This is a genomic window from Enterococcus sp. BWR-S5 (genome assembly GCF_016745255.1).
GTDB lineage: Bacteria > Bacillota > Bacilli > Lactobacillales > Enterococcaceae > Enterococcus_L.
Genome location: NZ_JADOEQ010000019.1, coordinates 62,120 through 83,509 on the forward strand (window position 1 = coordinate 62,120; position 21,390 = coordinate 83,509).

27 protein-coding genes and 1 pseudogene are annotated in these 21,390 nt (G+C 36.6%); 4 read left to right on the forward strand and 24 right to left on the reverse strand.

Translation table 11 applies throughout. The annotated features are described in order from the left end of the window. Positions 1-9 precede the first annotated feature (9 nt). From IW510_RS18495 to IW510_RS18555, 12 genes and pseudogenes are all read right to left on the reverse strand, one after another. Complete coding sequence (locus IW510_RS18495) at positions 10-489, reverse strand: PTS system mannose/fructose/N-acetylgalactosamine-transporter subunit IIB (RefSeq protein ID WP_202062124.1); 480 nt, start codon at positions 487-489, stop codon at positions 10-12. Positions 490-504: 15 nt separating this feature from the next. Next, positions 505-1,131, reverse strand: coding sequence for a ketohydroxyglutarate aldolase (locus IW510_RS18500; protein ID WP_202062126.1), 627 nt, complete (start codon positions 1,129-1,131; stop codon positions 505-507). Positions 1,132-1,382: 251 nt separating this feature from the next. After that, positions 1,383-2,705 (reverse strand): annotated as a pseudogene (locus IW510_RS21400) (Tn3 family transposase); the annotation flags it as partial. Between the two features lie 20 nt (positions 2,706-2,725). Beyond that, positions 2,726-2,914 (reverse strand): hypothetical protein, encoded by a 189-nt coding sequence (locus tag IW510_RS18515; protein ID WP_202062132.1) that lies wholly within the window; start codon positions 2,912-2,914, stop codon positions 2,726-2,728. A gap of 304 nt (positions 2,915-3,218) precedes the next feature. Continuing rightward, on the reverse strand, positions 3,219-3,632 hold the full coding sequence (locus tag IW510_RS18520) for a cupin domain-containing protein (RefSeq protein WP_202062134.1): 414 nt from the start codon (positions 3,630-3,632) through the stop codon (positions 3,219-3,221). A 444-nt stretch (positions 3,633-4,076) separates the two neighbouring features. Next, positions 4,077-4,316 (reverse strand): hypothetical protein, encoded by a 240-nt coding sequence (locus IW510_RS18525; RefSeq protein ID WP_202062136.1) that lies wholly within the window; start codon positions 4,314-4,316, stop codon positions 4,077-4,079. 65 nt (positions 4,317-4,381) lie between these two features. Next, positions 4,382-4,735 carry a hypothetical protein gene (locus IW510_RS18530; protein ID WP_202062139.1) on the reverse strand — a complete coding sequence of 118 codons (354 nt, stop codon included), beginning with the start codon at positions 4,733-4,735 and terminating at the stop codon, positions 4,382-4,384. A gap of 210 nt (positions 4,736-4,945) precedes the next feature. Beyond that, the gene (locus IW510_RS18535; protein WP_202062141.1) at positions 4,946-5,296 is read right to left on the reverse strand and encodes a hypothetical protein; all 351 of its coding nucleotides are present in this window, start codon (positions 5,294-5,296) and stop codon (positions 4,946-4,948) included. A gap of 29 nt (positions 5,297-5,325) precedes the next feature. Further along, positions 5,326-5,541: a hypothetical protein gene (locus tag IW510_RS18540; protein WP_202062143.1), complete on the reverse strand. Its 216-nt coding sequence runs from the start codon at positions 5,539-5,541 to the stop codon at positions 5,326-5,328. 240 nt (positions 5,542-5,781) lie between these two features. Next, positions 5,782-6,381, reverse strand: a complete 600-nt coding sequence (locus IW510_RS18545; RefSeq protein ID WP_202062145.1) for a tyrosine-type recombinase/integrase — start codon at positions 6,379-6,381, stop codon at positions 5,782-5,784. Positions 6,382-6,556: 175 nt separating this feature from the next. Next, a complete protein-coding gene (locus IW510_RS18550) occupies positions 6,557-7,213 on the reverse strand; it encodes a helix-turn-helix domain-containing protein (protein WP_202062147.1) in 657 nt (218 codons plus the stop codon). A 401-nt stretch (positions 7,214-7,614) separates the two neighbouring features. Continuing rightward, positions 7,615-11,079 (reverse strand): LamG-like jellyroll fold domain-containing protein, encoded by a 3,465-nt coding sequence (locus IW510_RS18555; protein ID WP_202062149.1) that lies wholly within the window; start codon positions 11,077-11,079, stop codon positions 7,615-7,617. Between the two features lie 329 nt (positions 11,080-11,408). Between IW510_RS18555 and IW510_RS18560 the strand changes: the two genes are divergently transcribed. After that, positions 11,409-13,811 carry a LamG-like jellyroll fold domain-containing protein gene (locus IW510_RS18560; protein WP_202062151.1) on the forward strand — a complete coding sequence of 801 codons (2,403 nt, stop codon included), beginning with the start codon at positions 11,409-11,411 and terminating at the stop codon, positions 13,809-13,811. Positions 13,812-14,693: 882 nt separating this feature from the next. Here IW510_RS18560 and IW510_RS18565 read toward each other — a convergent pair. The 12 genes from IW510_RS18565 to IW510_RS18620 form a co-directional block, all read right to left on the reverse strand. After that, on the reverse strand, positions 14,694-14,912 hold the full coding sequence (locus IW510_RS18565; protein ID WP_202062153.1) for a hypothetical protein: 219 nt from the start codon (positions 14,910-14,912) through the stop codon (positions 14,694-14,696). A gap of 26 nt (positions 14,913-14,938) precedes the next feature. Further along, on the reverse strand, positions 14,939-15,238 hold the full coding sequence (locus tag IW510_RS18570) for a hypothetical protein (RefSeq protein WP_202062155.1): 300 nt from the start codon (positions 15,236-15,238) through the stop codon (positions 14,939-14,941). A 77-nt stretch (positions 15,239-15,315) separates the two neighbouring features. Beyond that, entirely contained in the window at positions 15,316-15,675 is a 360-nt protein-coding gene (locus IW510_RS18575; RefSeq protein ID WP_202062157.1) for a hypothetical protein, read from the reverse strand. 13 nt (positions 15,676-15,688) lie between these two features. After that, entirely contained in the window at positions 15,689-15,832 is a 144-nt protein-coding gene (locus tag IW510_RS18580) for a hypothetical protein (protein ID WP_202062159.1), read from the reverse strand. Next, complete coding sequence (locus tag IW510_RS18585) at positions 15,819-16,067, reverse strand: DUF7736 domain-containing protein (protein WP_202062161.1); 249 nt, start codon at positions 16,065-16,067, stop codon at positions 15,819-15,821. Before IW510_RS18585 ends, IW510_RS18580 begins: the two co-directional genes overlap by 14 nt. Before the next feature lie 138 nt (positions 16,068-16,205). Beyond that, positions 16,206-16,424, reverse strand: a complete 219-nt coding sequence (locus IW510_RS18590) for a hypothetical protein (protein WP_202062163.1) — start codon at positions 16,422-16,424, stop codon at positions 16,206-16,208. A 30-nt stretch (positions 16,425-16,454) separates the two neighbouring features. After that, positions 16,455-16,739, reverse strand: coding sequence for a hypothetical protein (locus IW510_RS18595; RefSeq protein ID WP_202062165.1), 285 nt, complete (start codon positions 16,737-16,739; stop codon positions 16,455-16,457). Between the two features lie 114 nt (positions 16,740-16,853). Then, on the reverse strand, positions 16,854-17,066 hold the full coding sequence (locus IW510_RS18600; RefSeq protein ID WP_202062167.1) for a hypothetical protein: 213 nt from the start codon (positions 17,064-17,066) through the stop codon (positions 16,854-16,856). Positions 17,067-17,081: 15 nt separating this feature from the next. Continuing rightward, the gene (locus tag IW510_RS18605; protein ID WP_202062169.1) at positions 17,082-17,447 is read right to left on the reverse strand and encodes a hypothetical protein; all 366 of its coding nucleotides are present in this window, start codon (positions 17,445-17,447) and stop codon (positions 17,082-17,084) included. A 36-nt stretch (positions 17,448-17,483) separates the two neighbouring features. Then, complete coding sequence (locus tag IW510_RS18610; RefSeq protein WP_236674817.1) at positions 17,484-18,392, reverse strand: DNA cytosine methyltransferase; 909 nt, start codon at positions 18,390-18,392, stop codon at positions 17,484-17,486. Positions 18,393-18,468: 76 nt separating this feature from the next. Beyond that, a complete protein-coding gene (locus IW510_RS18615; protein WP_202062173.1) occupies positions 18,469-18,831 on the reverse strand; it encodes a hypothetical protein in 363 nt (120 codons plus the stop codon). Between the two features lie 143 nt (positions 18,832-18,974). Continuing rightward, positions 18,975-19,286 carry a hypothetical protein gene (locus tag IW510_RS18620; RefSeq protein WP_202062175.1) on the reverse strand — a complete coding sequence of 104 codons (312 nt, stop codon included), beginning with the start codon at positions 19,284-19,286 and terminating at the stop codon, positions 18,975-18,977. 135 nt (positions 19,287-19,421) lie between these two features. Between IW510_RS18620 and IW510_RS18625 the strand changes: the two genes are divergently transcribed. The 3 genes from IW510_RS18625 to IW510_RS18635 all read left to right on the forward strand — a co-directional run bounded on the left by IW510_RS18625 (position 19,422) and on the right by IW510_RS18635 (position 21,263). Beyond that, positions 19,422-19,661 carry a hypothetical protein gene (locus IW510_RS18625; protein ID WP_236674815.1) on the forward strand — a complete coding sequence of 80 codons (240 nt, stop codon included), beginning with the start codon at positions 19,422-19,424 and terminating at the stop codon, positions 19,659-19,661. A gap of 500 nt (positions 19,662-20,161) precedes the next feature. After that, entirely contained in the window at positions 20,162-20,662 is a 501-nt protein-coding gene (locus IW510_RS18630) for a hypothetical protein (RefSeq protein ID WP_202062190.1), read from the forward strand. A 19-nt stretch (positions 20,663-20,681) separates the two neighbouring features. Then, positions 20,682-21,263, forward strand: a complete 582-nt coding sequence (locus IW510_RS18635; protein WP_202062192.1) for a hypothetical protein — start codon at positions 20,682-20,684, stop codon at positions 21,261-21,263. Positions 21,264-21,390: the final 127 nt, after the last annotated feature.

A 21,390-nucleotide genomic window follows, 5' to 3' on the forward strand; every position in this document is an offset into this window, starting at 1 on the left:
TTTTCATTTTTATAGTTTTGCTACCGCATTCTTCAATGTTTCAGAAGGATAATCTGGTGTCGTTTGAAAATAAACGTTGACCCCTTCTTTTTCTAAATCAAGTAACTGATCGGCATCTGTTCGATCCAGCGTAATCGCATTATTAACTGCTTTTCTACCTGGTCCACCGCCTAAACCGCCGATTTGGACTTCTTCTAATTTCAACCCTTTTTCTACAGTGGAGCATAATTCCTTGACGCTCTTAAACAATAACAACACACGATTTTTATCCAACCCTCCTTTTTCTTGTATTGTAACAGCTTGTTCCGAAGAGACAACACTAATCTTCACTCCCTTTGGCGCAGCCATTTTAAATACATCCTGCATAAACGAATCCTTGCTCAATTCTGTGTCGACCGTCACAATCTCATTGATATCACATTGTTTTAACCAGCGTGTAATCACCTGTCCGTGAATCAATCGAAAATCTACTCGTGTTAATGCAATCATTCCTTTTCCCTCTTTCTATCTAAAATCTTTAATAATTTCTGCAATTTTATTTGCATTGTATTCAATCTCTTTTGTCGTGCCCTTAGTTAATAAAGAACCAAAACCACATACATCCACACCATTTTTCAACCATTCGCTCAAGTTGTCTAAGGTAATCCCACCGCTAGCTAAAATCGGCATGTCAGGTACAGGTGTTTTAAAAACTTTTACCAATTGATTACCGTAAAAATCAGAAATTGGAAAAGCTTTAATAAATGCAGCACCAGCACTTAATGCCTCTACCGCTTCAGTAAAACTAGTGCACCCTGGTGCATATGGAATTTGATAGCGGTTACAAATTCGAGCAACACCCAAATCAAAATTCGGAGAAATAATAAAATCTGCCCCTTTTAGAATTGCATGTCTTGCTGTTTCAGAATCGAGGACTGTTCCAGCACCCACACATAATGAAACACCATATTTTTCTTTCAGCTGCTGGATGATCTCCCCAGCGTTGTTCAAGGTAAAGCTCATTTCCATTACTGGAATACCACCTGCAATACAGCCTTCTGCGATTTCTGCTGCCCGTTCAAATGTCTCTGTTCGTACAATTGCCAATGCCCCAATACCATACATAAATTTTATCGTATTTGCTTTTTTCATTATTGATCGCCTCCATGAACATATTTTTGCATGAATACCAAAATAATGGTATGGTCTCAAAAAACAAAAAAAGTAGCACAATTTTGTTTTTGTGGACCACAAAAAAATTTCATCACTTTTTTTAGCTATATTAAATCAAAGGAAAATCAGAAATGATTGTGTTGCAAGGTTTTCTTGAAGCAGATTTTACGCTATAATTTGGGTTAAGGGGTCACTGGAACATCCGTACAGAAAATAGCGGTAGGAATGAGGTGTTTTGTTTTGTAGATTTTTCCGCATTCAATAATAGCTTTACCTAGCTCTGTTGGATTCCAATTTTGCTGTAAAGCTTTAATCAACTCAGTAGAGTTTACTTTTCCTGATTTTAATGAGCCTGCTACTCGTAGAATATCTTCCCAATTTTCTGAAATACGATCCGTGTTAATTTTATTTTTAGATACATCATTCAACATTTTATAATCTGCTTCGGGATCAATTCTCCATAATTTAGTTCCTAAACTGTTGGCGATTCTTGGACTAAACTGATAGCCTAGTAAACCAAATAGACTAAAAATCAAGTCACTATATCTAGCGGTATCTGTCATGATTTGTTTTGGTTCTAGTCCACTTGCTTGGTTAAGAACACCATCTAAAAGATACAAAGAATCTCTTAGAGTTCCTTGAACAACCATTCCATGAAATCCAATATATTGATCTGAAATAAAATTATAAAAAGTTATTCCTCGACCTCTACCAAAATATTTAGGGTTATACCTAGAATATAAGGAACGTTGCGGAACAATGTAACGAATTCCGTCAGCTGAAGCCATTTGAGTGTTTCACCAGATCAGAGCCATTTTTAATTTTTTATGTGCACCTATAATTTTTTTGTTTGCTGTGGTTAACGTATCTAATCGAATATATTGATGGTTCACATAAAGCAGGCGGTCATACTTTAAACTGCCAATACTTTCTTTTGCTACAGGAGAAAAACCGATATTACAAGATTCTGCCAAAAGAACAGCTAAAATGCTTATGTCTATCTGTACCATACGAGTAGTACTTTCTTTAATATGGTGAAAACAATCTGTAATACCTAATTGTTGATTTACCTCTAAGAGAAGATCCGATAAATCTATCTTGGGAAATAATTCTTTTACACGTTTTAGAAAAGCATTAAAATCTTTAATTTTTCGCTGTTTACGTATTTTAGAAACTATTATTTTACTTTCCCCTCTTTTTTTCAATCCTAGCTATTTTAGAACTGCACCAATTTTTAATTGTTTCGCTATAAGATAAGGATAAATCTTTTTGAAGTGATCGAATGGTTACTTCAGCAGAACTAGGTAAGTTCAATTGTTCCAATAACATATCCTTCTGTTGGCTCCATGTGGTTTCATCAAGCAAGGATGTCATAGGATCAATGAATTTAATACTTCCATGTACAAAAATTTCATGACTATTTAAGCTTTGAATAAGCAATTCTATTCCTAAGATTTGTATGCTCTTATTGACTTCATTTGGATTTGATCGAATATAATGTTGCCATTTTTTCGGATATGCTCTTCTATGGTTTCAAACATTGAAAAAGTGATCCTTTTTGAGATAAATCATTTCAGTGACCATGCTCGTCCCAATCCGAAAATGAATCAAAGTTATGGTCAGGATCAACAGCATTCCATCCTGCATCCATCAACTCATCTGAGCAGCTCCGACAATAGTATGTACCTTCTTTGAAAGAATCGCTACAAAGCTCCTCTTTCTTGAACTTCTCTCCACAGTTTTCACATTCATACTTTTTCATTTCTGTCCTCCTGATTTTTTTTGAGAATATTTTTCCATGTCCTCATATGCGGTGGTAAGAGTTCCCTTTTCAAAGTAACTTTCCACATGAAATATATAGCATAGATACTGACGAAAGAAACGAAAAAAAATATCAACAATCGTAACAACAAAACAATAGTAATCATTTCTACTTCCTCCTACTGATCCTTTTCTGACCACTGCATTTTTGATCATTACAAAGTAAATAAAATCCACTCAACTATTTTTTGAGTGGATTTCAGTATCGATAAACTATTGCTATAGTTAACGGGCGCTATTATTTATCACCCTTCTAGTTCTTGTGCTTCTTTTTTTGTGGATTCTTTTGTATCAAACGGATGATTTGGTGGGGAATAGATAGAATAGACCTTCATCGGCTCGTCGCCAACATTGGTGACATTGTGCCACGTATTAGCTGGGATAATGATACAGTCACCATCCGTTACCGTTTGACTCACTGAAATTCGATCTCTTTCTTTCCCCATTTCAACTTTTCCGGTTCCTGCTTCTAAACGTAAAAACTGATCGACATGTGGGTGGATTTCCATACCGATATCACCACCCCCAGCTGGGATACTCATGACTGTCAATTGAAAATGCTCACCGGTCCATAATGTTGTTCTGTAGCGTTCATTTTGCAAGGTTGCCTTTTCGATATTAAAAGCAATGGGCTCTTTTCCGTAATCTTTTAATTCCATAGTTTTTACCTCCTGTTTTTATTTACACATCAACCATAACATGTTACTAAATACAAGAAAACAATAACTAGCTAAATGCATATGATAATCATTATCTATGATTGCCAATTAACTCAAAAAAATGATAGATTATCGGAACTTCTTTTTTACATACCTATTTTCATTTCCTCAATAACCAACTACCTGAATTACCATAGCTTACCCGATTAGTTCAAATCTTGAATCAACTTCTTTACATCTTCCTTGCTTTGGGGCTTCGCTCTTTCCACCTCATCGGCCACCTTTACCAGCATCTCTTCCGTCTTAGGCTTTACTTTTGAAATATCGGGGTTCACGTATCAATGGAACGAAATTTTACGGTATAAAGCTGAATCTTCTATTGTGATGTTTAGATAATGTCCGTGATTCTATCAAGGGTCTGTCAAAAGGTATCGTTTTTGAGAATCATTTGTACAGCTGTGCTATTCTCTCGAAATCTTCTTTCTGTTGTTTTGTGGCTTGAGTAAAACTTAAGTCATTCTCATCAATTAGAAATGGTGTACAAAACATTTCTTTAGTAGCAGCTCTTAAAAAAGTTGAAATGAGACCTAACTCTGCCAGTTCCTCATTATGTACTTGAAACGGCTCTATTTTGTATATATCTCCATTTTTTTGAAGGTAGTCTCCTACTTCATGCTTTTTCATACCTCCACCCCTAACAATCCTTTTTGGTTTTGGATCACGCCGCCGGTCCGGCTGCCAGAACTGCCTTACTTATCGTTTTTGGGATAAGCTTCACTTTTTGGAGCTTCTAATAACGGCTGATAATCCTTTCCGAGCATGTTTCGAGTAACATTTCCCCCGTAAAAACCCTCTAATTGCTCTACTGTCTGGACTACAACACCATTAGTTACTTCAGTAGATAGTAGCTTTCTCCAATGTGCATGTTCTTCTTCAGTCATGTTATCAAAACAATAGTCTAACCATAGTTGATCTTCATACATATCCCAAAAAATAATGTTTCTCTCCATTTTTTTTGCAGCGCTAGGGTTGTCGATACTTTCCTTTACACATTTTTTAAAATGCTCTAGCAGTTTTTCGAGAAATTCATCTTTATCTTCCATTTTACTTCCTCCTACTGATCCTTTTTGAGAACTACCATCTCGTACTCAACATAGCGTAGATAGCCCATGCAATCACTACTACTAACCCAATGATAATTGGGCTGAAAATTAACATAACCATACCTATAATCATTTTACAGACTGGCAAATCTTCTTTCTTCTTATTATCTTTCACTCTTTACCTCTTTCAAATCTTTTTGAGAATATCCATTAATTCATTTCAAAAATGAATTGAACATAAAATACTCTATCTGCATCTACATAGTAACGAATCGACTTAATTTTTTTCACATTGTCACTGTCTACATCTTCCTGGAGTGCTGCTTTGAAGAAAGACATTTTATTACTCTTCTTTTGAATTTCTTCCGGCATTTTTACCAGGAGAGTTTTAGTATTCTTCTCTTCAAAAACTTGCTGCTCAAACGTTTGAAGTTCATCTTCTAAAGACAAAGAAAAGAGATCCTGAAAGGAAAGTTCCAAAGTTTCTATTGCAGCATCCAGCACATCTCCATAAAAATTTAGTCCTGGAATATTTTTTTGATGGATATTTGTAAAGTTCATCTAGTCTTCTCCTTCGTTAAGCCTGTCTGCTAGTCCATGTATTGCAAAGAAACAAACAACAGCTTGTTTTCGATATCTATTTTTTGAACGGAAACCCAACAATCATTAAATTTGAAATCGTAAATCACATGGAAACCTAAAACTTCATGAAAGATCACTGGCTGCCTGTAAATTTCCTCTTCAACGGCTGAATTATAATGTTCGCTGCCAAGTTTTATTTCAATATCAAAGGTTGATACATCCATTTCGTTTCCTCCTAACTCATTCTAACATTAGGTAGTTATTACTCAAACCACTCATATTGAGTAATACTCCTTTTTGGCTGTCTCAGTTTTGAGAGAGCCTTTTTCTTTTCTCAAAAACGTCGTTTCTGAGAACTTTTACCAAGAGTTATCAAGCTTAAGTGGTCGAAATGCGCTCAGAATCGTCCTCTCACAAACGGGAGTTTATGAAATTTTGATTTTTTTGGAACTTTTGAGACATTTTTACAAATCTAAGCTCATCACGGCAGTATCTTTATCCTCCTGGGTAATTCCAATATATCGAAGTGTTTCCCTTTGTGACGAATGATTTAGCAGCTCCTGAATAATCTCTATATGTGTTCCGTTCTTATATAGGAAGTAACCGAACGTCTTTCTCATGGAATGGCTGCCAATGTTCTTCAGCCCGATACTGTTTGCAGCGGAACTCAACACGTTCCATAATGCTTGCCGGCTTAACGGCTGATCCATACCTTTTCGACTTTGAAACAAATAATGATTAAAATCATGCGCTGCAACAAACTCCGGAAAAGTATCCATCACATAATCCTGAATCAATCGACGCAGCTTATTGGATATGATTATCGAATTGTGCTTACCAGTTTTTTGCTCTTTCATCTCCAGCCGGTCTTTTGCGATAACTTTTCCTCGTGAGACTGTCAGAACATCCGAAAGTTTTAACCGGCGCAAATCAGAAATCCGATAAGCAGTATTTATTCCAATTGAAAATAGCAGCACATTTCTTTGACCCATTTTGCCGGCAGATAAAATGGCCTTCATTGCATCAATTTGTTTTTTTTCACGAATTGGCTCTACGATTTTCAAAAAAATCCCTCATTTTCTAAATATGACTTAATCATATTATACCACGTATTAAGTCACATTCAAATCAGATATAAATAAAAGGCTCAATAAAAACATGCTTTGAGCCTTAGAGCCATCTAGTTTTGTTGCAGTTCATCGAATGTGACACAATCCGATTGTGTCACATTCAAATTGTTTAATCTTTTTGATCATACTGACTAATTTTAGCTGCTACTCTTTGTATCTGTCTTACTATTTCATCTGAGGCATCGGTATCATACAAAACAATTTGTCCTTTAAAAGAAATTTCTGCTATTGGATAGCCTCCTATTTTTTCTACTTGAAACATTCTCCCTGTCCTCAGCACAATAATGTCTTTCTCTTTAAATTCATCCGGCAAACGGCCGCGGCGAATATTTTTATAATAGATAGTCACTCCATTTTTTAGACGAATTCCGAAATTTTTTCTTTGTTCATCCAGGTAATCATAGGTAATCCCCTCATTTACCATTTCATTTCTTGCATGGTAATCTATCATTTGAAGCATTTGCTCAAATATTTCCTCTTCAGTAACTGCCTGCTTCTGCTCAATAATGTTCGATTGCTTCATTACAATTGCTTCCCATAGCTCATTAGAAGCTTCTGCTTCAGTCTGACCGGTTAAGTGTTCCATTCCTTCACGAGTAATAATTAAGGTTCCACCTGATCCGCTGCCATTCAAGTATGCAGTTGATCCTGGCAAAAACTTCTCTGGATATTTTTTGTATTGTTGATAGACATACGATCGTTCTTTATTCCAGCGTTCGCTGGCACGTGGGAAAGTCATCAATCCCAATTGATCTAAATGAATCATTCTTTAGCCTCCTATTTATACAACAATCAAGGTATACAATTATTATACAACGATTGTTGTTAAGTGTAAAGAATGATTGACATGAATTATTAACTATTTTATGGTCTTATGAAGCTAAGTTTTGATTGACTAGCAGCTCTTTATCTTGCTGCCTAATTTCCGATTACCACTACTTTTAAGTTTTGATATTTTTTTTCTAGACGAAAAATGAGCATGCGACCTTATAAAAGGAAGCATACTCAATGTACTCTTCTAATCCACTTTCAATACTAGATTAATCATTCGGGAATAATATAGAAACTACTACTTAAAACTTGCTTACCAACTCAATTATCAAAAAACATAGAACTATAGTTTTCTTAACATCAAATCCTAGAAACCAATCCTTCCAATATCCAAATTTACTTATTACCTGTATACAGCTGCATTACTTCGGCGGCTGACAAGCTTGTTTTATAAAGTCGAATATCGTCGACCTGTCCACTATAAAGCTGGTTAATGGAGCCAGAACTGCCAATCAGTAAATCTGATTTACTGACACCAATGGCACCAGCTGAGACTGATTTGGTAGAAACCTGTGTACCATTCAAATATAGAGTGTACACTTTTTCGTCCCAATCATAAACCGCAGTCAGCAGGTTCCATTCGTTTCTGTTAAACCCTTTTGTGATTGCCAAATTAAAGCTCTTCGTCCCTAAATTATAGATGTCATAAGGAGCTACCCACAAGCCATAATAGTTTGCTGTTTCCCGTCCTTTTTGAAGGAGCGTCTGCCAAGTATTGCCACTGCCACTATGCTTGATCCAAGCTGAAATAGTGTAGTTTTGGCTTTTAGACAGATTCAATTGTTCATCATGCGGGACTTTTACATACTGAGAACCATTCAACTGAAGTGCCTGCCCAATTTTACCAGCAACACTGTTTCCGCCGACCAGTTGTCCATCGTGACCGTTTCCACTGACATCCTTGACAATCCCGTTAGTAAGCTGATCAAAATCCCAATGTGCAACTGGTTGTTTGTTGTTACCATTAACTTCTAATTTGAACTCATAAACATTTGTGTTTCCGATTGCATCTGTTACATAACATACCGGGTAATAAGTTCCATCTGCTTTGTAGGTGTGAGTCAAACTCTTTCCTGTTTCAAAGCTTAAATCACCAAAGAACCACTGATAATTTGTTATACCATCAGAGTCTGTTGCTTCAGCATTAAAAGTAAATGTTCGACCGGAAGGGTCGGTTGCAGCAAGCATTGCATTTGCAAATTGAAATACAGGGCATTCGTTTTCTTTTTCAGGCCATTTTTCAAGTATCAATTCTTTGTTCGTTGTTGTTGCTGGAATCGTCCATTGCTCATCAATTGATTTGCCGCCAGACATTTCTAAAGCTTCCAGTGCCAGCTCTGTATTGAGAGCAACGGCACCATTAAAGGTATAGTCCGTATTTGAGAATTTTGTATTCATATTCAACGAATCGGTCCATTTTATAGGAATATTGTTGAATCCGTAGTAAGTTCCCAGAATTCCTCCGACAGAGGATGGCGTACAGTCGCTATCTTGTCCACACTTCATTGATAACCACATAGAATCTTCAAAGTCGCCTTCTCCATATAATAATCCCATCAGAATATAAGCAGATGCCAGCTTGGCATCGATATTCCCAGCTGAATCATTAGAGTTAGCATGAAGATGCGTGCAGCGATCATTATGCCATCTCTCTTCGAGCATCGTCCAGGTTTGTGTCAAGGATCTGTTTCGTTTATACCAGTGATAGACATCTTCCAGTATCTCTCTAGTTTCAGTATCGTGTGGGATGGCTTCCATTCCTGCTAGAACAATCTCTTCAACTGAATCCGCAGTAAAGGCTTTGGCGTACATAACTGAAGTGAACACACCACCGTAAACACCGCCACCGTAACTAATGACATGGCCGAAGCGATAAGCAAGCTCCTTCGCCACATTTGGCTGTCCAACACTCATCATCCCTAATGCATCTGACTCTATTTGAAAATCAATATCCTCTGCACAGCCGATCAAGGAGCTTTGGCTAGTATTATATCCATCTACTGTTTCATATTTATCTCCCGGTATAGCATCATACATATTCGAATAATGTCCAGATTGCAGGGCATCGATATTTCGTTGACGTAAATTGTATCTCGCTACCCGATTCCCATGCCATAAAGGAAAAGCTGTATTGCTGAAATAATCACCGATTATTTGCGAACGGACATTGACACCGCTGTTTTTCATACTTTCAAGAAAAGGAATCTCTACGTACAAGTCATCCTGTGTAAAGGCGTTGCTGATACCATTCCATTGTGGTTGATGACTATCTGGGATTAATACACGTTTGTAGTTAAATTCTGTGCTAGCTCCCCATGCCACACCAGACATCTGACCAGCCCAGCCACCTTTTATACGGTCAGTTACTTCCTCTTGGCTGATAAGCGTATTCTCTGCACTTAACTTTGTCAGATTTCCTTGAATCGTTTTATCTTTGGCAGAGGCGACAAAATCAATTTCTCCGCGAATACTTTCATACCCTTCTTTTTCGATCGAGTAAGTATAAAAGCCTTGTGGCACTTGCGTGTAAACATGAGCGGAAGATGATAGAACTTCGCCGTCCTTCCCACGTAGTGTGACTGTAGCATCACTTGGTGTGACATTGAAACGTAGGGCTGCAGTTTCCGGTGTATACTCACGATTCTGCAACACATTGACTTCCGCTTGAGACAACGCATAATTATAGATTCGTGTCTCATCAATCGCACCATTGAAGAACTCCGTTAACGCTCCGTTATGCGTGTGTTTAGAGGCACCGATTAATAAGGATGAGCCGGATAGGCTGTCTACAGCATCACCCTTACTTATTGGCTTTCCATTCACAAAGAATTCTCTGGATATATCTCCATGCTGAACAGCTGTCAAATGTACCCAGTCCTCGATAGATTGGGTTGCAGAAATATTGGGCCGTCCAAAAGCAAAAGTGTCATTTTTATCTTCTACCCAAAGGCCGTAAAAAGAAGAGGTGTCCCGTCCTTTTTGAATGATTGTTTCCCAGTTTTTATTATTTTCAGAAACCTTTACCCAAGCTGCAATCGTATAGCTGTCTTTAGAAGAAAAGCTTAAATGTGCGGAATGAGGAACCTCCATATACTGATTTGACCCGTTAAGCGACAAGGATTCGCCAAAAATACCATCCTGGAAGCCTGCTCCATTTTTGGTTGTGCCATCGAAACCATTGCCAGTCAAATCTGTTATCTTTCCATTGGCTACCTGATCGAAATCCCAATAAGCCAATAATTCATTTTCGGTTTTCTTTTTTTCAAGGGTGACATTATCCACATGGAGGGTAGCATTACGTCCCTTCTGATAAAAACCCAGTTTTATTTTGCCGTTGACAACGGTCACCTCTGTTGTGACATATTGATAATTTGGGTTATAGTTCAAAGCTACCGAGTTTTGCTTGCCATCAAACAGATCGATCCGCAGTTCACTGGCTTCTGCTTGATTCAATTGGTGCTGTACCATGGCAGAAACAACATAGACACCATTTTCAATATTCTCTACCGTCTGTGATACTTCGCCTGTATAGGTATTGCTATTGTAAAACCAGAGCTTTTGACCGACACCACCATAAGCCATATACGTATCAACACCATTACAGGTAACATTTTTTATATCCCAATGCGCTGTACCGTCTTCAAAATCTCCATTTTTTATTAAGTTTGTATTTGTTCTGACTCCAACACCCTGATTGACCTTATTTTCTGCATGACCTTCTGTCCCCAAAAAGGAACCACAAACAAGGACAGCAGCAATCCCACCTAGACCCAATAAACGTGCTAACTCTGTCTTTATCATAATTTCTCCCCCCATATTTCTGAATGAAATCTCAATATGCAACTACATATAATGTATGATTATTTCTTCTGTAAGTCAATATAGAAAAATAAAAAAACGAGATTATTAACAAAAAGATAAAAAATACTTATTATATTTTATTGATAAGTATAATGACTATATAGTAATATTTTATAATAGAAAGGAGTTTCAGGAACAGGTATAAACCTTAGTTTAACGAGTGAAGGTTTATTATTGAAAGCTTTCAGAAGATTAAAAGAACTGTTTAGAAAAAAATTTTTAATGCTCTCCGTTTTTTAGCACTAATAATAGTGGAAGGGAAGAAAATAATGAAAAAATGTAATATAGTTTTAGGAAGTTTACTTATTGTTTTTGTCAGTGTATTCTTATCAAGCTTGCAAGTTGATGCGGCAGAGATCGATTTTATTTCACCGACTAATCTAATTACCGTAAAAAATGAAATAGTAAAAATGCCTGAAGAAGTTCTTTACACAACTTCAGATAATGAGTTTGGGAAAATTCCAGTTACATGGGAAACGATCGATCCGACTATTTTTGAACAGCCAGGAAAATATAAGGTAGCCGGAAAAACAAACGATGGCAAGAAGGTCAACGGTTCTATTCGTGTGTTTGATACGGATAAAGAAGTGACAATTGCAGCTGTAGGAGATAGTTTAACTGCAGGATATGGTATGTATCAAGGTGCAGGACATAAATACCCATATGGTGCATATCCGGCGCAACTGGGGAACCGTTTGGGGCAGTTCTATACAGTCAAAAATTTTGGTTATTCTGGTGCCAGTCTTTCTGCAAAGGGATGGGAAAAGTACATCGAAAAAGATGAGTATAGAGACAGCTTGGAGAGTAATTTTGATGCTGTTATTATTCAATTAGGTTCTAATGATGCTCACTTTAATCAATGGTCAATGATTTCTCCGTTCTTTAAGGACGAATATATTTCATTTATTAAAAGTTATAAAGAAGCACGACCAGAAGCGACTGTTTATGTCTGTGTTCCTGCTGGATTAAATGGTGATACAGGAAGGATAGCAGGATTTCCTGAAGTAATTAAGGAAATCTTGAAAGCGGTCAAAGAAATGGATAATGATATCACAGTCATTGATAATTTTACACCCACTGAAATTTTGGATGAAAAATATTATATCGGACAAAATGATTGTCATCCAAATGCTAAAGGAACATCTGTCGTAGCTGATACTGTTTATAAGGCAATTCATGGAGAAAAAGCAGCACCTGTATTGACTGGAGAAATAGCTGCTCGAAATTATAACCGCTCGCATATGATGGTTGGTGCACTTGATACACGAACGAATGAATTCTTTTTAAACGATATTGCAAAAGAAGATTGGGTCTACTTTGAAAATGTTGATTTTGATCAGAATGATGGTCTTATCACACTGACAACAAAAATGCCAAATACTAATTTAGCGGGAACTGTTCAGGCAGAAGTTCGCTTAGACAGCATAGATGGTGAGCTGCTTGCACAAGATACCATCATTCCTTCTAGCGATTGGGCAGAAACGACACTTTACAACAAAAGAGTTTCCAGAAAACGAAATATTTATATCAAGTTTACTTATTCATCTACTGATAAGACACAATTTGATTCGATTGTCAGTATGAAATCCTTCAATGTGTCTAAGAAGAAAGCTTCTTATTTGAAAAATGGAAATTTTGAACAAGGCTTAAGCTATTGGGATGTTCAGGATTCAGCTTGTAGTGGTGTTGATACGTATATGGCTTATGGTGGTGTCGGTCAAAAGCTCTGGTTTTACAATAGCAATACCTATACAGGCGAAGTATCACAGACGGTAGAGAATATTGAAAATGGTGTCTATGTTGTTTCTGCCATGGTACAGCACCAATTGAATCAAGCAGAAGCCAGTGAACTGCGGATCGATCTGTTTGATGGCAAGCAAAACTCGGTAGCCTTGAACTATAACCCAAATTATCAATATGTCACAACAGAGGTGACCGTTGTCAACGGCAAAATAAAACTGGGTTTTTATCAGAAGGGACGTAATGCTACCCTCCATGTGGATAATGTCACCCTTGAAAAAAAGAAAACCGAAAATGAATTATTGGCTTATTGGGATTTCGATCAGGTAGCCAATGGAAAGATAACAGATTTGACTGGCAATGGTTTTGATGGTATACTTAGAAATTCTGCTAGTCTAGGACAAGGAAAAATCGGAAATGCACTAACATTAAATGGTTACAATCAATATATGGAAGTCGCACATTCTCAAAACTTGAATTTCTCAAAAGCAGATAGTTACACGCTTTCAGCATGGGTAAAGCTACCTAAAAATAATACTAGCTGGCGAACAATTATTCAAAAAGGGCGAGATACTGCTTCCTTTTATGGTTTATGGGCTGCTGGATGGCCGGAATCAACGAACTCCTTCACTTATGGACAGGAAAATATTTCCGGTGCAGGTGCTGCGGAAGAATGGGTGCATCTAGTTGCTGTTCAAAACGGAAACGGGACCCGGACGCTTTATGTAAACGGTAAGTCTACAGGAAACGGGCAAGCTATAGATGGTATCTCCGGCTCGCCACTAATTATTGGTGCCTCAAGATATCAAGTAAATACAGCCTTTACAGAATACTTCAATGGTTCTATTGATGAAATCAGTATCTACAATTATGCTTTAAGTAAAGAAAATATCTGGGAACTGGCTAATGGCTCTGTTGGAAGAATTCAATAAGGAAAATATGAATACCTGAATAAACTCCATATTTAATCTAGTACTCCTAACAATATCTCAATTTCAAAACAAACTAGAAAACCATGAAATTTCTGACAGTTCTTTGGCTCTCCTATTTTAAAAATATGGAGTCTATTTTGTTAAAATGGTAGAGCATAATTAAGAAGTAGCAAAATTACCGATGCTACTTCTTTTGATTTTTTGAATCAAACGCCCCCTTGAAGAACCTCTCCTTTACAACAACTTTTTAATCTCAACCATGAATATCTTTCAAAACAACAGAGCAATTTTTACCTCTTTTTCTGCGCTTCATACATTCAAAATCTTCAGTAGTGACATGAAACTTTAATTCCTAATCACATTCCAAACAATATTTCTTATTTATCTTTGACTACTTTTTTCACAAACCCTCGTTTTTGATAAACGATATTTTACACTTAAAAATGACTTCTGGATATCCTTCAGATAGGAAGAATCTGGAATAAAATTTTCCTATACCCATAATTTACACTTCTGACAGATTACTTAATGTAGAAATTAAAACATACTTACAGACAGACTAACATAACTTAAATTAGAATCATCAGTAAAACTTTGCTTTATTTGTCTAAGTAATGTACATTGTATATCAAGTAAGAAATTGGATGGTGAAATAAACTGTATACAATAGTTAGAGAAAACAAGGACTTTGTTGTTGTTTTTAATGATACAAAAATAGAGCGTTTTTCGTCAAAAGAAGAAGCAGTTCAATATGCTCATACTAAAACTAGACAAAAGAACTAACTCATATCCGCATTCCCTATTTTTAGTATGTAAATTCATTAAAAAATATCCGAACTCTTTATGAGTTAACGGATATTTTTTCTTTCCAAAAACCGTCGTTTAATGATTGTAAAACTCTAATTCACGATTCTTTTTTAACTTTACAAAGTACCTATACATTACTTTTTCTAAAATATCATCATCCTCTTTCATCGCAAAATGAAGACTGAAATTACTGATTGCATCTTCAAGTTGCAAAGCTTCATACAGTGTAGTTTCACTATTAAGACAATCATCGACAAACTCTTCAATTTCTTGTTCCAAGTTTTCATCCAGCATCTATTTTCCTCCTTCTCAAAAACCCGTCATTTCTTTATTCGATAATATGTTTTTCCATTGTATCTACTAATCTCACACCAATCTCGATTCCATTCTTGTTTTAGAGTAGCAACTAAACTCGGCCTAGGATTGGAATAATGAGTTTCACAATGCTCCAGTATCATGTCTATTGTCCGGTCTCCAGGGTTTAAAATTCTATCAATGACTGGAACGGCACCATCTATGAACTCATCTCCTTTTAGTTCTATCATCCCAAAAGAATCCCTCTTTTGCTTACCATCAAGAAACTTTTCAAAATCTAAATACTTCTTAATATTTTCAATCATCACTTTGTATCCAGTAACCGTCTCCCCACCCTTGGAGCCGCCTACGTTCCTGCTAGACCAGTCTTCAATATTATTCCTTAGATTGTACGCTGAACCTTGCCTTTTGTACTTAGCAAATGAATGGCTAAACTTTGCTGCACGGTAGCAATACCTGTCGATTTAGACCATTGATCAATGAATCTTGTCGGCCTTGGACGACTATATCCACTTGTTTTAGGGTAAGGTACTGCAACGTAAATATAAGGTGCATACTGTAATCGATCCTCTGCTTGTTCAAGTAACTTGAAGGAAAAACGTGTTTTCAGCTCCACGATAATATCTGTTTTTCCAGCAATTCCCAACACATCGACATCGGAGATTTCAGGATATACTTCGTTACACCCTACATAATCAAGCAGCCAATCTTTCACAGGCTTATATAAATCTGTCTCTTTCATCTTTTCTCCCTTCTCAAATACCGTCTTTTACGAACACTCTTATTGTTGCTATTCTTAGTGCTTGTTCTTTGTTCTTCGCAGATATACCTCTTTCACAGCCAGAGTAGTAAGCTGCTACTCCTACTCCAGTATTCCAATAAACATCAAAAGTTTTCATTATTCTTTTCTCCTCTCTCATAAGCGTCATTAATTTCAATGTCTGGTGTTACTGTTATAGCAATAAAGTCCTCTTTAGATCTTTCTTTAATTTCATTTTCAAAATTAGGAATTTCATGTGTAAGGAGTGGCCGTTCAAGTATTTCATCTACATATTCTTTAAAGGAATCCATTTCCCCAATAAGTATTCCAGTATGCGCAGTAATTATTGCTGCTTCTCTTTTCGTTAATGCCATTTTTTACTTCCTTTCTTTGTATCAAAAACTGTCATTTTTTGTCCTATAATACACATTTCCATTATAGTTACTAATTTTGCACCAGTCTTGATTCCATTTTTGCTTTAGTGTAGCTACTACCCTCATAAACGGTCAATTTCATTTCCAATACGAAGAATATTCTTGAATGTATTCTTCAAAATCAAGACCTCCAGCATCTTCAATCTCCAACATGTCTTTATGTGTGACAGCCAAGCTTTCTGCTAAATTTTGAACATGCTGCTTATCAGCACTTGCGATAAAATGTAACGCTGCATTCGCACCTGATAAGTACCCCCGATCAACACCTTTTTCATATTGAGTCTTTCTTTTAGCCATGATACTTCCCCCTTTCTCATAAACGGTCGTTTATACTACTAAGCTATACAATCCCATAGCATCAATATCAGCCATCGTGAGTTCAACAATCTCAATGTCTTCTTTCGTAGTACTCCAATGATTTCTTACTATTGCAGCTATCCCCTTTTCAGCAGTTTTAATACTTTTATATATTTTAGGCTTGATTTTTTTTGTTTTTACTTGGTCTCTAACTACTGTACCAACAAAACTCCCCTCTTCACTTCTCGCATGATAAACATTGACGTAATACCCTTTGAATTCAGGTAAATACAATACATAGAATCCTGTTTTCATGAACTCTTCCCCTCTCTCATGAACCTTCATTCATGTACAGCCAGCAACAATGACCAGCTGTACATGTTTTACCCATCTATTTCAGTTGAAACTTCATTAAGCTATGAATATGACTCAACTTGCTTGTGTCACATTCTCTCCTTCAGCTATATTCAAAATAATAAATTGATTACTATCAGTGGATAATTTAGTGACCTCAAATTTACATGTATATAGCAATTTTGACATGTCAGACAACACCCCTTTGAACAAATCATAGTCTTCCGCATCAACTATCTGAACTAGTCTATCTTTATCAATCAGAGATAAAATTTCCTTCAGTTCCATTTTGATAATCTCCTCTCATAAACCTTCATTTTTTTTATAAAAAGAAATTGAATACTTGCTTTTTTTTGAATTGTAAAGCAGATTTACATAGTCGTTAAAATCTTCGACTTTCTCATAGTAATTGTCCTTCTTACAAAAAATTATGCCATTCTTATCCAAAATTTCATGGGCTTCAAGATTACTGATTTTGAGATAACTATAACTTGATTCTTCAACTAATTTTCGATAGTTCAAGTTGACATTTGGAAACAAATTATCATTTAGTACCTGAATCAGCTCAATGACTTCTAATCGCTCGATTTCTCCTGATTTCTCATATACAAAAATTTTCTGATTAGAAAATTCATGTTTAGTTATTCGAACACTTCCATTATCAAACATATCCTAATCTCCCTCTCTTATACCTTCGTTTTTATTTCATAGCAATGCTTCAAAAATTGCTTCGAATTTTGGCACAGGAATACTATTGCCGCTCTGTTTATATAATGGCATTTTGAATCGACCTCTCCGTTCATGGACTGCTGCAGCTCTGAAAAAATCTTCATCACTATATCCCTGCAGGCGCCAGCATTCCAATTCTGTTAGATATCGGTACCGGTCACCACAGTCTATTATCTGCGCTGGACTTCTGTCCTGCCTTGTTGTGATTGTATAGGCGAAATCTTCAATTACAGTCGCTCGACGTAAACCTTTTTTACCAATTGCGGCTAATATACTTGGCTGAGTAACTGTATAGGCCTCATCAACTTCAGAATTATCTTGTAAATATTCCTTGATATGTTTCATTGCTGTCCGTTTAAGCTTCGAAAAATCAAATCTGTGACCTTGAATGGATATCGTAAAAATCCTCCTCCGTGCTTGTGGTAGGCCGAAATCACGAGCATCCAGGATTTCAACAGAATTTGTGTAGCCTAACGCTTCCATACATTCTAAATATTTTTGAAATGCTCCTTTTGATTTTTTTACTGTTAGGACACCAGGAACATTTTCCCAAATAACAATTTTCGGACGCCACACTCCCATGTTCTCAAAAACCTCTATCGACTTGAACAGAAGGCTTGATCTAGTTCCTGATTCAGCAATCATCCCAGCACGACCCCCGATAACAGAATTATCCTGACAAGGGCTCCCGTGAATAGCTGCATCAGGCCTCAAATTCCAAGTGACGACTGATTGAGTTTTGTAGGGTAAATCTTCTGCAAACATAGCATTGTAACTATTCACCGCATCCTGATCAATTTCTACATAGTCAATCGCTTTTACAGGTATTCCTAAATTGCGTAACGCAATCCGCGGAGAACCAATACCGCCATATAATTCAAGCATTTGTAGCACTTGTTTAATACCTCCCCTATATCAATGAGTGGTTACTACGTGTTGCAGCAACCACTCCTCACTGAAATTATTTCACTTGAATCAAAGGCGCAAATTCCTTGAATTTGATAGCTTCTTTATGTGTCTCAAAATCCAGATATTCACCTATCATATAGACATTTTTCTGTCTGTTTTCCTTTTTATAGGTTTTATTCAAATATTTGGCAACATCTTTTGCTTCATCCATATTTCTAGGCGGACAATCATGATAAGTTTCTCCACTCCAATACGTCCAGTCAATTTCATATTCAGTTTTTGAACGATATCCTAGCGAATATTCTTCTACCCACATCCAGTATGTTAATTGTTTAAGCTCAGATGCCCCGCAAGCGAAACCATGATTATATCCATCCTCACTGTCAACAAATACTCTATATGAATCTACATCCAATCTATGTGTGATTATACCTACATTGATTTTAGCGTCTGTATACTTTCTGATTTCTTCATTCAGCTCTTCATCAATTATTCCTACTCAATCTCCAATTTTTAGCATTTCTTTTCCTCCAATAGTTACGAATTTATTTAGTAGTTTCAGTCAAAACTAATTACCTTCATTGACTCAGGTAGCACCATCAATTTGTTAAGTTCCAGAAACTGATCACAATCTATTTCAAGCAAGCCTGATAAGCTGTCAATGTGGACGATATTTTTCACCGCTTCATCCAAGTTATTATATATGCCTATTCTCTCAATCATATCTTCATCAATATCCTGATAATCTATTGATAAATTTTTCTTCATCCATTCAAATACCATCAAAATTTCGATTAATGTGATTCCCAATTCAGCTGTTTTAACCAGTATGTCCGTAAATGATAAGCTAACTATTTCAAGTGATTTCATACGTTTCCCCTTCCTTAACTCTCTATAATTATTAGACCATTACTTGCATACCATTACAAGTAACTTGTTGCTATTTACTTTAATTTGATATATAGTAATTAGTATGCAAGTAATGGTATAAAGGAGTTGTTAAATTTGAAAATAGACACTAATAATCCAACGGAACGTACTGCGATTCAGCAATGGATCACGGATAATTTACTTTCTACTGAAGACGCTGCGAAAATTACTGGTCAGACAATTAATGCTTTTAGACAGTCAGTTAAATTACGATTAGTTGAACCCTTCTTCGAAAGTGAAGGAAAGGGACCAGCCAAGGTACGCCTGTACTTAAAAGCTGATATGGAAAACTATGCTAAAAATAAAAGAAAATAGTTAAGAAAAAGAACGATCAATTCTTCTAGAATCGATTGTTCTTTTTTGGTTGCATTTGCCCACGTGGTCAAATACTGCGCTATGCATCTGTCAAGATCCGTTCATGATCTCGTCCCCCTTCAGACGTCGATCAGTTCTCTTTACGCTGCGCTTATCTTGACTGCTGTATTCTCCCAGCAGACGCTGGGAGACCGCTCTTTATTCTAATGACAGCTGCCTGCGGCTGCTGTCACCCACGTCGTCCGGAGACGACGCGGGACCCGAAGGTCAAACCCTCTTCAGATATTTATTTTTTATTCGATCCTACAGCAGCGGAGCTGCTTATACTACAGATTCCTAAGTGACGCAATGGAAGTACACCTAACAGCTGCATACAACTAGCAGTTGTTGCAGCTGTATAGCCTTTGCGTCTCTTTCTTCTCTGTAGTCTATACGGATCAAATCAAATAAAAAATAAAAACATCTGAAGGTAATAACCTTTAGAAGAAGGAGCGATTTGTATGGGTTACACAACAGATTTTTCAGGAGAATTCACACTTGATAGAAAACTCGATCCTGAAACACACAAATTTTTGAAAGGTCTTGCATCAACACGACGAATGAAACGTGATCCGGAGAAACTAGAAGAACTTGGTTTTAAAGGACCTTTTGGACCGGAAGGAGCATTCTTTGTTGAAGACAATGGTTCCCTTGGACAAGACATGGCAGGAGAAAGCATTGTTGAATATAATATCCCTCCGGAAACTCAACCTAGCCTGTGGTGTCAATGGGAACCTAATGAAGAAGGAACAGCAATAGTTTGGGACCAAGGAGAAAAGTTCTATTGTTACGTCGAATGGATTAAATACATTATTGATTCCATACTCACACCAAAAGGATACATTTTGAACGGGATTGTTCATTACTCCGGTGAAGATATGTATGATATTGGTTCAATCATTGTCAGAAATAGCAGGGTTTCCGAATTTGATGGAATTTTCTTAGAACAACTTGCCAACTAAACAATTAGGAGTGAATATAATGACTATGAAAAAAATTTCCGTAACAAATTTTGATTTAGAGAAAGCGATCCGCGAGAACTGGAATCCTGAAAAATTTTCTATTGGTGACGATATTTTAAGTATTGAAGCCATTTTTGGTGAACGATTGTACGAACTCCAATTATTTGCATACTGGCAGAACGACGACGATACAGCCGATTACTTTGAAATGAACATTGTAAGAAAGATACCATTTTATTATGGAGAAAAACATGAAACTGACTACGATATTGATGGTATACACAATTATGAATTTGATATCGATCAGTACCGAAATCACAGTAAACTGCAATTGATCCACGATCTCACTCTCTTTTTACTGAATACTCTCTCAAACGAAGAATTTTCTCACCTAGACTATTTCCTTGAGGACGAAAAAAGTCAGTGGTTCAGTAAGAGAACACTTTTTTACAACAAGGAACACTGTGGGTCAGCGTTTAGGAATTGGCGCAGTGAGCCAACTAATACAACAGCTGATCTTGTCGTTCATCTAATGAACTACATGGAAGAATTGGGTCAAGCATTTCATGTATTGGATTTTAACAATATAGATACCTATTAAAAAGCCACCCGCATAGCGGGTGGCTTTTTAATAGCCCTAGAAGGGCTCATTACTTGCTGCTCCCTTCAAGGGAGCTTTTTAAGAGACCGCCAACCGCTATCTCTCTATTTTTTTCTAGTATTTATTT